This is a genomic window from Segatella paludivivens DSM 17968 = JCM 13650 (assembly GCF_000373185.1).
GTDB lineage: Bacteria > Bacteroidota > Bacteroidia > Bacteroidales > Bacteroidaceae > Prevotella > Prevotella paludivivens.
This window is the reverse complement of sequence record NZ_KB890653.1, coordinates 14,862-29,353: the sequence shown is the minus strand read 5'-3', so window position 1 is coordinate 29,353 and position 14,492 is coordinate 14,862. Positions and strand designations below refer to the sequence as shown.

General features: G+C 41.0%; 7 protein-coding genes. 5 read left to right on the top strand and 2 right to left on the bottom strand.

What is annotated here, in order from left to right:
- On the bottom strand, positions 1 to 477 hold a 477-nt coding region (locus B045_RS0109525), incomplete at its 3' end, for a phage integrase SAM-like domain-containing protein (RefSeq protein WP_205619114.1).
- A 267-nt stretch (positions 478 to 744) separates the two neighbouring features.
- Positions 745 to 4,779: a hybrid sensor histidine kinase/response regulator transcription factor gene (locus B045_RS0109520; protein ID WP_018464041.1), complete on the bottom strand. Its 4,035-nt coding sequence runs from the start codon at positions 4,777 to 4,779 to the stop codon at positions 745 to 747.
- Positions 4,780 to 4,978: 199 nt separating this feature from the next.
- On the opposite strand from B045_RS0109520, the gene B045_RS0109515 reads away from it, so the two are divergent.
- From B045_RS0109515 to B045_RS0109495, 5 genes are all read left to right on the top strand, one after another.
- On the top strand, positions 4,979 to 6,433 hold the full coding sequence (locus B045_RS0109515) for a hypothetical protein (protein WP_025884347.1): 1,455 nt from the start codon (positions 4,979 to 4,981) through the stop codon (positions 6,431 to 6,433).
- 30 nt (positions 6,434 to 6,463) lie between these two features.
- The gene (locus B045_RS0109510) at positions 6,464 to 9,481 is read left to right on the top strand and encodes a SusC/RagA family TonB-linked outer membrane protein (RefSeq protein ID WP_018464039.1); all 3,018 of its coding nucleotides are present in this window, start codon (positions 6,464 to 6,466) and stop codon (positions 9,479 to 9,481) included.
- 18 nt (positions 9,482 to 9,499) lie between these two features.
- Complete coding sequence (locus B045_RS0109505) at positions 9,500 to 11,095, top strand: RagB/SusD family nutrient uptake outer membrane protein (protein ID WP_018464038.1); 1,596 nt, start codon at positions 9,500 to 9,502, stop codon at positions 11,093 to 11,095.
- A gap of 79 nt (positions 11,096 to 11,174) precedes the next feature.
- A complete protein-coding gene (locus tag B045_RS0109500; RefSeq protein WP_018464037.1) occupies positions 11,175 to 12,926 on the top strand; it encodes a glycoside hydrolase in 1,752 nt (583 codons plus the stop codon).
- Between the two features lie 5 nt (positions 12,927 to 12,931).
- Positions 12,932 to 14,485 (top strand): glycoside hydrolase, encoded by a 1,554-nt coding sequence (locus tag B045_RS0109495; RefSeq protein ID WP_018464036.1) that lies wholly within the window; start codon positions 12,932 to 12,934, stop codon positions 14,483 to 14,485.
- Positions 14,486 to 14,492: the final 7 nt, after the last annotated feature.

The following is a 14,492-nucleotide window of genomic DNA, read 5'->3' as shown; positions in this document are numbered from 1 at the left end:
GGAATCAATGTCCAGATGCTGCAGGTCGACAAAGGGCATGCCGCAAAGTCGGTACATGGCGGCTGCCATTAACTGCACACGCTTCAGAACAGGACTTTTCACCTCACCGGTAAGGATCTCCTTCAACTTAGGTTCGTCGAGTGCCTTCTTGTGGTTTCNATNNANNCCTGTGAACACANCNTGAAACAGATTGAACACGAACTTAGCAAGACCNGCCATCACCGCCTTGTTGTAGATGGCACGGAGCATNCGCATATAAGTAGAAATGGTGTTGTAGGAATGGGAAGTACGGATAAGGTATTTCTCATAGAGTTTCAGGGCTTGGGTAGTGATGTCGCCGAACCGGATAGTGTCACGTCCAAGAAACTCACTGAAAGAGTGAACGGCACAACCATAAAGATGGGCAGTAGAAAAGCTACCNCAACTTCTTAGTTTGTTGATACATGTCTGTGTAAAACAAGAGAATGTTACTTTCATCATAATAATAATTTAAAAAGTGAATTACAAAAATACAAATCAAAAACCAATAAAAAGAAAGTACAAACCCATTTACAATTAAATAACAGAAGAATCTTTGGTATTTAAGTACAGATTATATATGTCTATTCAAAATAATAGACAAAGCCGGTTCAAGCAGATATACTTTTTCTTTACGTGTACAAAACGGCACATTCTCCCGCAGATTAAACAGATGCATGATGAATACCGTTACAATAATCTGCGGGAGATAATACTTATTAATGATTAAGATTTTCCAGCAGCCTTTATTTTCTTTAGATACTCAGTAGGATAATAACCAAAATCTTCTTTAAAGCATTTGCGGAAATAAGTTACACTGCTTAATCCTATCATATAGGTAATCTCATTTATCGTATACGTATTCTTTAATAGTAACTTCTCGGCATGCTGCATCTTGTAGTGCCTTACATACTCGTTGGTACTAACGCCCGTGAGAGCCTTCATCTTGCGATAAAGAGTAGACGTACTCATGTTTAGTTTCTCCGTAAGGAAGTTTACGTCAAGAACACCACTGATGTTGTCGTCAAGAATTTTGTTGAGATGTTCAAAGAACTCTTGATCTACCTTGTTCATTGATTCCTTTAATATCTCATTTTTTTCAGATAACGACAAATCGTGTCCTGATTTTGAATCGTTTGCCGAATTAAGCAGACGGCGACGCTGTTCAAGAAGGTTGTTAATTCTGCTTTCTACAAGAGAAACGCTAAACGGTTTCGTGATATACGAGTCAGCTCCTGCATCATATCCCTCTTCTTTGGCATCATTGCTGACCTTGGCCGTAAGAAGTATCACTGGTATATGACTTGTACGCTGGTCGTTCTTTAATATCTTGCACAATTCGTTTCCGTCCATGTTAGGCATCATCACATCGCTGATGATTATATCAGGAATAACATCTAGCGCAATAGCAAGTCCTTTCCTACCGTCTTCAGCCTGACACACTTCGTATTTGTCAGCAAAAGATGTAGCGATATACTCACGTATGTCCTTGTTGTCCTCAACAACCAACAATATCTCACGTGAATATTTATCTGCATCATCATGCTTTTCAACGACAGCAGTATTATCTTCTGATTCTTCTGATTCATCAGAATTCTGTTCGCCATGCAATGCATAAGGATATATATTGTCTTCATCAAGACTTATAATGAAATGCGAGCCATGCTCTACGCTGCTGTCAACAGAAATCTGTCCATGATGCAACGCTACCAGACTCTTTACCAAAGCCAGTCCTATGCCTGTACCTGAAGCCTGATGTGGACTATTCTCCTGATAATAGCGTTCAAAGATATGAGGCAACGCATCTGCAGATATTCCATGTCCAGTATCGTGTACGCCTATCTGAACGATTCGATGACCGTCATTGATTACTCTTTCGATGCAAACTTTTATCTCTCCTCTATCAGTATATTTTATAGCGTTTGAGATGAGGTTATCCAAAACCATGTTTATCACCTCATTATCAAAATACATCTTAATATCATTTTCGGCTGACACGAAGCGTATTCTTACACTTTCATTTCTATTGAGTTCCTCGTATTTCAGCATCACCTCATGAACAGCACTGACGATATTTCCACGAACGACACACAATCTTCGATTATCAGTTTCTGTCTTTCTGAATTCCAGTATTTGGTTTATCAGTTCCTGCAATCTTTTAGCGCTCCTGTTTATCACAGCCAACTTATGTTTCACCTTATCAGACAGTTCGTTGCTATGAGAAAAGTCATCAAGCGGTCCAAGTATAAGCGTGAGCGGAGTGCGCAGTTCATGAGTGATATTGGTGAAGAATCGCAATCTCTCATCATTCAGTTCTTGCTGCTGCTCATGTTTTCTTTTTTCAGAAGACAAAAGATATTCCAATCTCATCTTGCGAGAGTAACTACGTAATATGTAGACCGTCAAACTTATGATAGATATTGTATATATGAGTTTTGCCCACCAAGAGAACCAGAATGGAGGATTAACGGTTAAATCCAATGTAGCTACATCGGTAGTCCATTCCTGATTGTGTCTGCGACAGCGTACTTCCAATGTGTAACTGCCATAGGGAATGTCACGAAACGTGATTACATTCTCTTCTGTTGTCTGCCAGTCTCCCTGCAATCCATTCAATCTATAAGAATACTCAACCCTGCCAAGCAAAGAATAATCTCTGACATTGAAATGCAGGGTAAACGTATTATCTTTATATCCAAGTTCTATCTGCTTCTTTCCGATCAGGTTTATCGTGCTGTCGCTCAAAGCCTTTTCGCCAAGAGGGATGTCAACAGCCGTGATAAACACCTTAGGAGCTGCATAATTAGACAACACTTCTGACGGATTGAAATATGTTAATCCTCTAGTACTTCCGAAATAGATTGTTCCGGTTGGAGATGTTGTTACACTTGACGGATTATAGTTACCCAACGCAACATTGTCCTTATATCCATAATTAAGGAACGATGTTTCGCCTTTCTTCAGGCAACTGATGCCCTTATTTGTGCTAACCCATACATTTCCCTTGCGATCTTGTGCTATTGCACGAATATTTGTATTGTTAAGCTTGTTATTCTGACTATATACTTCAAATTCCTTTTTGCGCTCATTTGGAAAGCATACCACACCTTCACCAGTAGCAAGCCAGAAAGCTCCATCATTGCCACGAATAATTCCGTTTACAGTATTTGAGGGGAATCCATTATCGGTGCTGTAAGCATGCTTATGACGTATTGAATGATCATATTTCACTAGTCCGTCACCGAACGTACCTATCCACAGATTGTGATTACTATCAAGACATATTGTTCTAACAAGGCTTTCCTTAATCTTGTATGCCTTTATCACCTTCAGTGTATTTATGTCAACAGTGTATATTCCACTACTTGTTCCTATCCACATCACGTTGCCGTCCTCGCAGAAACATCTCACATCAACAGTTTCTTTAAATATCTTACTGAGACCTCCAGAAGCACGTCGGACGTAAGCATTATCAGAAAAGCATCCAATCCAAACATTACCTTTCTTATCTCGATGCACTACCTGCACTGAACGTCCAGGCAAAGAAATATCAGAATGTATCCTATTTTTTTCTGTATCAAAGACATTCATTCCATCGCCATCTGTTCCTACCAATAGATTTCCCTTTGTATCAAATGCAAGTCCGAGAACAGACTTTGTTGAAATATGCTTTTCAGGATTTACGGGCGAATAACTTAACAATGAGAACAACGGTGTGTTTCGGGTGATGAAGTTTATGCCTGCACCATATAGTCCCAACCATACATTATGATATTTATCCTCAAGAACACAGCGCACACTGTTACCAGTAAGATCAAGTTCTCCATTGCCCTCCTGAATAAGCTCGTATTTGCTGTTGGCATTACCCATATATATACCTGCATTGATATCCAGAATGGCAACTCCTCCCTGCTCAGTAGCCAGCCAGAGTTTTCCGTCAGACATCTGTTTGATGGAGGAAATAAGATGATGCACTCTTCCGCCGTCATTATAATGTATGAATTTTCCATTCAGGGCATCAAACAAGTCTAGCCCATTATTTGTTCCAATCCATATATTCCCGTTTTTATCTCTGAATATACTATGAATCTCATTGCCCGAAATAGAATTCGGATCAGCACTATTATGCTTGTAGTTGTGAGCCACCCTATTATGGGTGTCAATGACAGACAACCCGTCATAAACATGTCCTACATATATAAGTCCATTGCCGGCATCACATACAGACCAAGCCTGATTTGAAGGAAGTCCGCGCACATTCTTTTTATTATAATGTATAAAATGCTGATTGCTCTTATCAAAATATTCAATACCACCCCAATATGTTGTTACCCATATACTGCTATCTGCAGAAGCCGAGATAGATGTTATATCGTTTGTAACAATACTATTGCGATCTTTCTTATCATGTCGATAACTGCTAAACTTATCAGTATCATAATCAAAAACGTTCAGTCCCTCTCGCTGGGTACCAATCCACATCTTGTTATCCTTAGGATCGTCAAGAACGCAGTTAAGTTCGTTTCCTGTGATACTGTTACTTCCATTGTGTTTATAATAGGTGTAGAATCGTGAACCGTCAAATCTGTTCAGTCCCTCTTCAGTGGCAACCCATATAAAACCATACTTATCCATTGCCATGTTAAGCACATAGTCACTTGACAGTCCGTCAGTGATATCAAGAGACTTAACTTGATACTTCTGAGAGAAAGAATTGATAGAGAAAAACAAGAATGATAGTAAAAAGAAATACTTCTTCATGATTGTCTTGATGAAATATATGATAATAAACAGTTGCAAAGTTAGCAATTTTATCTTATATAAAGCAAAAATGACATTCAAATCGTTCAATGAACGATTTGAGAACCTTATTGAACGATTTATGAGTATGCTTATCGTTACAGCATGTTAAATTTGCCGCGTAAACATTATTTTTATATAACTATAACCTAATTTATTTATGGCAACTAAACCTAATTACTTAAGAAGGTTACTTATTTGTGCCTTCGCCGTAATAGCGGGTTTGTCACTGCAATCATGTAGCAGCGACGACAACTATCCAACAGTTGATGGTAAAGCCCCAACTCTTACACTTAGTTCCGTACAACTCAAGACAGAACCCGGACGTGACTTCACTATTTCGGGTGTTGCAAAAGATGCAGATGGAATTAAGTCTATCCGCCTTGTAAACGAGGGACTGAACCTCGACAAGACAATTGATTTGCTGGAATATCATCCAGACTCATTACTTCACACTTACAACCTGAGTTATGCTTACAAAGGTAACAAGGATTGGAAAGGTACAGAATCATTCCCTGTAGCGATTACAGTGGAAGACGTAGGTGGAAGAACCACCACACAAACATTGACGGTATCTACAGACGGCGATTTCACAAGCCCTGTATTTACAACTGCTCCATCTTCACAATTAACAGTGCTGCTTCAAAATCCTAAGCTGACACTGAACACAACAGTAACGGATAACAAAAATTTGGGATACATGATTGTATCTATCCCAGACCTAAACATTAATGACAGTATTAGTATCAGCGGAACTAAATACACATTGAGCAAGTCTTATGATATGCCTGTAAAAGAGGCTTCATATGCTATGACTCTTACAGTTGGTGACGCAGTAGGAAACCGTACTACAACATCAAGTACAATCAAAGTGAGCGATCTTCCTGACTTTGACAACATGTATCTTTCTGATGTTACTGAGGCTGCTGATCTAAACTCAGACCTTTATGGTGTACCTATGTTGATTGAACATACTGGCAAATACCAGTACACAGCACATTATTATAATAAGAAGGCTGGTACACCTATCCGCTTTATTCCACAGAAGACTGACTTCCAGCCTATCTGCTTCGGTGTAGACCCAAGTACAGGTCTGCTTACAAGTAATCCTAGTGTTGGCACACCTATCACACTTAGCACTGTTGGATACTACGAAATTACATTCAACACTGTAACAGGTGAATACAATGTGACAAAGTGGACTCCTTCAACTCCTAGCATGGTTCTTGACGGAACACAGAGTGTAACTCTAGACGGTGATGCTCAGCCTGCACAAATTTGTCTTGCAGGAGAAGGCCTTCCTGGTGCTTCAAACTGGACAACAAACCCTAGCTCTGGAGCATTTATCTTATATCAGGATAAAGCTAATCCATATCGCTTATATCGTCAGGCAACCCTTACTAAGGGCACAAAGATTTCATTTACTATAAGTCAGACTCATATAAGGGGATGGTGGCCAGAACCATACTGGCGTTTCAACGGATCAGATGAGAATGAGAAGAATGTAAAGAATGGTGGTGACAACATGAAAGAAGTTGTTGTACCAGCAGACGGAACATATCTATTCGAATTCGACTATGCACTACTACGCAGTCGCTTCGTATTAGTGAAATAATTCACATTATATATATAAACAATATAAAATATGAAAAGATATTTTTTAATAATATTTGTCTCTATCCTTACTCTTGGACTTCATGCCCAAAGCGTAAAGGTTACAGGACAGGTAACTGCCGCTGCTGACAAGGAACCTATCATGGGTGCCTATGTAAAGGTGGCAGGAACCAAGACAGCCGCGATAACTGACATCGATGGTAACTACACTATAGATGCTGACAAGAATGCAACTCTAGAGGTTAGTATGGTTGGTTTCCAAAAGGCAAGCATTAGTGTTGCAGGACGCAGCGCTATCAACGTCGTAATGAAAGACGACGTATCAGACCTTAACGAGGTTGTTGTTATCGGTTACGGTTCTGTAAAGAAGAGCGACCTTACTAGTAGTATATCTGCTATCAAGGGCGACAAACTTGAGAAGCTAAGCACTGGTAACGTGATGAATGCACTTCAAGGTCAGGTAAACGGTGTACAGATTACAAATGCAGGAAGTCCTGGTAGCTCTCCACGTGTAATTATACGTGGTGTAAGTACTATCAACGGTTCTGACCCTCTCTACGTTGTAGACGGCATGCCTGTAGGAAATAACATTAACTTCCTTAACCAGAACGATATTGAAAGTATGCAGGTATTGAAAGATGCATCTGCTGCCGCTATCTATGGTACTCGTGGTAGTAACGGTGTTATTCTTATCACAACAAAGAAAGGCTCTAAGGGAGCAACTAAGTTTACAGCTTCTGCAACAGTAGGTCTTCAGACTATGCAGAAACCTGATATAGCAGGCGCTTCTGAATACGAACAAGTATTCAAGACTCGCTACACTAACGATAACCAGACTGCACCTTACAACGGTATAGCAAATATCACTAATGCACAGGGAACTGACTGGTGGAAGCAGACTATGCGTGACGTTGCATTGACAGAGAACTATAACTTCGGTTTCTCTGGTGGTACAGATAAGTTGCTTTATTCAGCAAGTATTGGTTACTTTCGTCAGAACTCACAGTACAAGGTTGGTGACTGGCAGAAGCTCACAGCTCGTTTCTCTATGCAGTACAACTTTAATAAGATTGTACAGGCAGGTGTAGACTTCACTCCTAAATATGAGAACTGGCATGACACTCCTGATCTAATTGGAGCAGTCATGACTATGGACCCAACAACACCAGTAATGCGTGATCAGAGTCAATGGACATCAAACCCATATAGTAACTATGCTCGCTCTAACAACAACCAGACACTGAATCCAGTTGCTTCAATGTCTCGTCTTGACAAACATTCTGATGAATACGGACTTCTTGCAACTCCTTGGATAAGCATCAATCCTATCAAGGGACTCACATTCCGCACTCAGTTTGGTATGAATGCTCGTTTCCGTCTCTCAGATAGCTACACTCCTGATTTCCACATTGACAATCTTGAGCAGGCAGCAGTAAGCACCGCTCAACGCAGAATGGAAAACTGGGTAGACTGGAACTGGACAAATACCCTTACCTACATGAATACCTTCAACAAGAAGCATAACCTTAACCTTATGGCTGGTTATACAATGGAGCGTTTCCAGAATTACTATCTTGATGGTAGCCGCGATAAGATTCCTTCAAATGTTGAAGAAATGCGCTATGTAAGTGCAGGTACAGACAACATGCAGGTTAGCGGAACAAACAACTATAATTCTCTTGTATCTTATCTTGGTCGTGTAATGTACAACTATGATGAGAAATACTATCTTACAGGAAGTATTCGTGTTGACGGTTCTTCTAAGTTCACTACAGGAAACAAATATGCAACATTCCCAGCTGTTAGTGCTGCTTGGCGTGTAAGCGGAGAGAACTTCATGAAAAACCAGAAGATATTTGATGATTTAAAACTTCGTCTCGGTTGGGGTAAGGTTGGTAACCAGAATATAGACAACTCTGCATATACAAGTTCTATCATAACAAACCGTTACGTATTCGGAAATCAAATAGCTATTGGATCATCGGTAGGATCTATCGGTAACAGTAGTGTTAAATGGGAAACTGTTGAGGATTATAACATAGGTTTTGACATGTCATTCCTTCAGAACCGTCTTCGCGTAACAGCAGACTGGTTTACGAAGAAGAGCCACGACATGCTTATGAAGAAAGAAAACCTTCTTGTTCTTGGCTACCCTATGTGGAACGGTCAGATGTGGTCAAACATTGGTAGCATGAAGGCTACTGGTTGGGAACTTGGTTTCAACTGGGACGATAAGATTGGTGAAGTTAAATATGGTGTAGGCCTTAACCTTTCTTCTATAAAGAACAAAGCAGTAAACCTAAACGGTGACTACCTCTATACAGGAAGCCACAACGGTGACTTCATCATTCGTAATGAAGAAGGAAAAGCTATCAGCCAGTTCTACGGATATGTTGTTGACGGTATTTTCCAGAACAAGACAGAAGTTACTTCTTATACAAACGAACACGGAACTGCAATGCAGCCAAACGCTCAGCCTGGTGACTTCCGTTACAAGGACCTCAACCACGATGGTGTTATTGACGAGAAGGACAAGACTTATATCGGTAATCCATTCCCTGATTTGATGTTAGGTGTAAACCTTAACGCATCATATCATCGTTGGGATATACAAGCACAGTTCTACGGAACATTCGGTAATGATATCTATAACCTCAACCGTGAACGTTACTTCGGTCAGAATGGATCAAACGTAATGGCAGGAACTCTTGACAAGGCTTGGCACGGAGAAGGTACAACAAACGAGTATCCTCGTCTGTCTGTTAACGATGCCAACCAGAACTACACACGTCCTTCATCATTCTTCGTAGAAAACGGTAGTTATTTCCGTTGCAAGCTACTTCAGATTGGATATACTATCCCTGAGAGCGTACTTCACCTTTGCAGCGTGCGTCTTTCACTCTCTGCACAGAATCTGTTCACTATCACAAAGTATTCTGGCATGGACCCAGAAACAGCATCTATGGGAGGCGTAACACAAGCAGGTATCGACTGGAGTGGTTATCCTAATCCACGTACTATCCTATTCGGCGTGAATGTAAACTTCTAATCTTTTATATAAAATAATATGAAACATTACATATTAGGTCTTTCAATGACCGCAGCCGCACTCACAATGAGTTTCAGCAGCTGTTCAGACTTCCTCAATGAACCAATCCTCGGTCAACAGGATATGGCAAATTACTTCACCACTGAGGACGAATGTGCAAAGCAGTTAATTGGTTGCTATCAGGGTCTCGCTTGTGATGGCTGGTGGCAGATTTACAAAATGTATAATGCTGCCGATATGTGTACTGATGACGAATGGATGGGTAACACCACACAGGATCCAGGTGATTACTATCACCTAGCCCACTATTCAGGCAACACTATTCAGGCTGGTAACTCTTGCCAGAACTTCTGGCAATACAGATATAAGGGTATTCTACAGTGTAATATTGAAATACAGAAGACTCCTAACGTAAAGTTCAATGACGCTGCTCTTGGAAAGCGTTACATTGCAGAGGCTAAGTTCCTGCGTGCTTTCCAATACTTTGATTTGGTTAAGAACTTCGGAGGCGTGCCTTTGGTAGAAGGTCTTATGATGCCTAATGAAGTTAAGGGTATTGAGCGCGCAAGCGTTGCTGATACTTATGCTTTCATCGAGAAAGACTTGCTTGAGGCTATTCCTGATCTTCCTCTTCGCAGCCAGTACAGCTCAGCTGATCTTGGTCGTGTAACAAAGGGTGCAGCACAGGGTATGCTTGCAAAGGTATATCTGTATGAGCAGAAATATAAGGAAGCTGAGACTCAACTTCAGGCCGTAATCGGTAGTAAAGAGTACAAACTTCTAGACAACTTCGGTGATGTATGGAGTATGGACCACAACAACAGTGAGGAGTCTTTGTTTGAAATCCAGACTAATGGAACTATGTCTTACAGTCTTGGTGAGCATTTTTCTGTAGTAGTTGGTTCACGTGATGACGGAGGTTGGTCATGGGGACTTCCTACAAGCAACCTTGACCAGGCTTTCAAGGACGAGGGTGACTCTATCCGCGAGGTATGGACAATCTTACACCACAACCAGACATACGTGCCTAACGACAACACTTGGACTAAAGATAATCCTTACATCATTACTCCTAGCAAGCACAAGAGTGCACGTGCTAACATGAAATTGTTTATTCCAATCGCTAAGCGTCCTTCACCTTACGATGGACCACATATCAACCTGAACTATCGTCTTCTTCGTTATGCCGATGTTTTGTTGATGTATGCAGAAGTTGAGAATGCTTTAGGCAATGACGTTGAAGCTCGTGGAGCACTTAACACAGTGCGCAAGCGTGTGAATCTAGCCGATGTTACCTCTAGTGGAACTGCTCTAAGAGATGCTATCCGCAAGGAGCGCCGTCTGGAGCTTGCATTGGAAGACAATCGTCTATATGACCTGAGACGTTGGAATGACGATAATGGTAAGAAAGCTATTGAAAATATTATGGGCTCTAACGGTACTTTCGTTCACTACAACTTAGTTGAGAGCACTGACCCATACGAAACAACCAATCAAAACGAGAACTCTAACAAGGGTTACAACTTTGTGAATGGTCGTGATGAGTTATTCCCTATTCCAAACTCTGAAATTATTATGAGCGACGGTTCTATTAAACAGAATCCTGGCTATTAATTAATGATATCATTAGGGACTTGCGCCGAAACATTGCGCAAGTCCCTATATATATTTTATAAATCTAAAAAAGAACCGTATGAAGCGATTTTACCTAAGCATACTATTAGCTGCATCTCTATTCACTGTCAAAGCACAGTCTACATTCACAATTACCATGGACCCAACTACCACCTATCAGACTATTTCTGATTTCGGTGCTTCTGACTGCTGGACTGCCGACTACGTTGGCAAGTACTTCAGCGACGCACAGAAATCACAAGCTGCTAAGTGGCTGTTCAGTCAGGGCTTCGACTCAAATGGAGCCCCTGAAGGTATAGGATTGTCTGTTTGGCGTGTAAACATTGGTGCTGGTAGTGCAGACCAAGGTAGCGAGAGTAATATCAAGGATGAAACTAGACGTACAGATTGTTTCTTGTCTAAAGACGGAACATACAACTGGGATAAGTCTTCAGGGCAGCAGTATTTCATGCAGCAAGCTAAACAGTATGGTGTAGACAACTTCCTACTGTTCTCTAATTCCGCTCCTGTACATTTCACTGCTAACGGACTTGCCAACAACAAGAATAATGCATCGGGTGCTAACCTGAAAGAAGACAGCTATGATGACTTTGCTGAATTTCTAGCTAACGTTACAGCACATTTCAATGAGAACGGATACAACATTAAATATATCGACCCTGTAAACGAGCCAGCATTTAACTGGACAGACGGTCAGGAAGGTTCTCCTTGGCAGAACAATGAGATTTCAAAACTCGTACGCGAACTCGACAAATCATTATCTTCACGTAACTTGCCTACACAGATTATCATGCCTGAGGCTAGTTCACTTGACAGACTTTATCAGCAGTGCAGCGATAATAACGGTCGTGCATCAAACCAGATAGAGGCTTTTTGGAATAAAACAAACACTGATACATATATAGGTGATTTAAGTCATGTGGCAAAAGCTGTTGCCGGACATGATTACTGGACTTTCACAACAAACGACGCCCTTACAACAACGAGAGAAAAAGTTGCAGCCGCTGCTGCTAAATATGGGTTAAACGTGATGCAGACAGAATGGAGTATGCTTGATGCTGCTCCAAATGCAGAGACTGGTTTCCCTGATTCTTATGATAATGCTAATGATATGGACATCGCCCTATTCATGGGCAAACTGATACATATCGGTATGACACAGGGTAACTTCATTTCATGGTCATACTGGACAGCGATGGCTCAGTCTATGTATGGTCAGAAAAACCGCTTTGAACTACTGAGATTAAATGCAACAGGTGACGAGAATACTTACGAAAGTTACAAAGATTTGAAGACTGGTGGAACTGTATCTACAACACCTAACCTTTGGGTTCTTGGTAACTACAGTCGTTTTGTTCGTCCTGGATACAAGCGTATCGCTCTTACAGGTGACGGAGACATCAACTCTCTCATGGGAAGTGCATACGTATCTCCTGATGGAAAGAAAGTTGTTGCTGTATTCGTAAATATGGAAGCTGTAGCTAAGGGAGTTAAACTAGCTGCTGATGATTTTTCTAAGACTATTTCGTCTGTAAAGAAGTACACCACTGACGCGACAAACAACCTTACATGCGACGAGACTATCACAGATCCTACATTACGTATTACGGTCCCTCCACGTTCTGTTGTTACTTTCACATTTGATCTCAACGCGACAACAGGTATTACAAACATAAAGAGCGATCCAGCTAAGGCTGATAAAGGAATATATAACCTCAACGGACAAAAGGTCGCTGACTCTGCAGATAAGTTTAACTCTCTAGAGCATGGTGTATATATTATCAATGGTAAGAAACTTATAAAGAAATAATATTGATGAAGAAACTTTCTATTCTCACTGGTATTATAATATCATTCAGTTTAGGCGTTAGCGCACAACATAACACATATAGAATAAAAACCGACAAGCCCATGCAAAAGATTATGCACTTTGGTGCATCTGATGCATGGAGCATGCAGTTTACAGGCTTATGGCCTGAAAAACAGCAGAATCAAATAGCTGATTGGCTTTTCAGCACAGACAACGATACCAATGGACAACCCAAAGGTATTGGTCTTTCTGTATGGAGATTTAATCTTGGTGCAGGTAGTGCTGAGCAAGGAGATAGTTCACAAATCAGCTCTGGCACACGCACAGAGTGTTTCCTTCAGCCTAATGGTAAATATGACTGGAACAAGCAACAGGGACAGCGCAACTTCCTAAAGTTGGCAAAACAACGTGGAGTGAAGCATTTCCTTGCTTTCATGAATTCTTCTCCTGTCTATTTCACAAAGAATGGACTTGCTACAAACACTGGTCGTGGTGGAGATTTAAATCTTCGTGAAGACAGCTACAATAAAGTAGCGAAGTTTGCCGCGAATGTCATGAAGGGTATAGAGCAGCACGATAGCATACACTTTGATTACCTGTGTCCTGTAAATGAGCCAGACGGTCATTGGAACTGGCTAGGTCCAAAGCAAGAGGGTTCTCCTGCCACTAACAGAGAGGTTGCCAGATTGACCAAGGCAATTAGCAAGGAGTTTAGCAAAAACCATATCTCTACCAATATCATGATTGATGAGAGTAGCGATATAAGATGTCTGCTTGGAACTCACATGACTAGTTGGCAAAGAGCCAATCAAATACGCACTTTCTTCTCTAAGGACAGCACAGCGACATATTTAGGCAATACGTATGGAGTACCTAATGTGATTATGGCTCATAGCTATTGGACAAATACTCCCGTAAAATATATGCGAGAGATACGCGAGAATCTCCGCGACACACTAAAAAAGTATAATTTACGTTATTGGCAAACAGAGTTGTGCATCATGAGCAATGATGAAGAGATTGGAGGAGGAGGCTATTTTGACTACTCTATGCGTACAGGATTATATGTTGCCCGCGTAATTCATCACGACCTTGTATATGGCAATGCTGAAAGCTGGTCATGGTGGCGTTCTATGGGAGGCGACTATAAAGACGGACTGATCAGAGTGCTAAGCGCTGACAACTGGAAAACAGGAAAAGCCATTGATTCAAAGCTGATGTGGTCTATAGGCAACTATAGCCGCTTCATACGCCCAGAAGCACAACGCTATGACATCGATGTAACAAATGAAGAAAATGTCAAGGTAAAAGATGGTGAAACAGAACCTTATGGGGTTATGACTTCTGCCTACAGAAATGCAGACGGAAACTGGGTAGTTGTGTTCATCAACTATTCTGAGAAATCAAGAAGCATCACTCTCCCATTGCCTGATAATAAAACATCATGGCTATTGTACCGCACATCAGATGTCACTGGCGAAAACCTCAAACCTGTAGGTTCATCTACTGGCGAGTCTGTTTTAGAGCCATGTTCAATAACAACGTTTATAACTAAATAAAAAGATA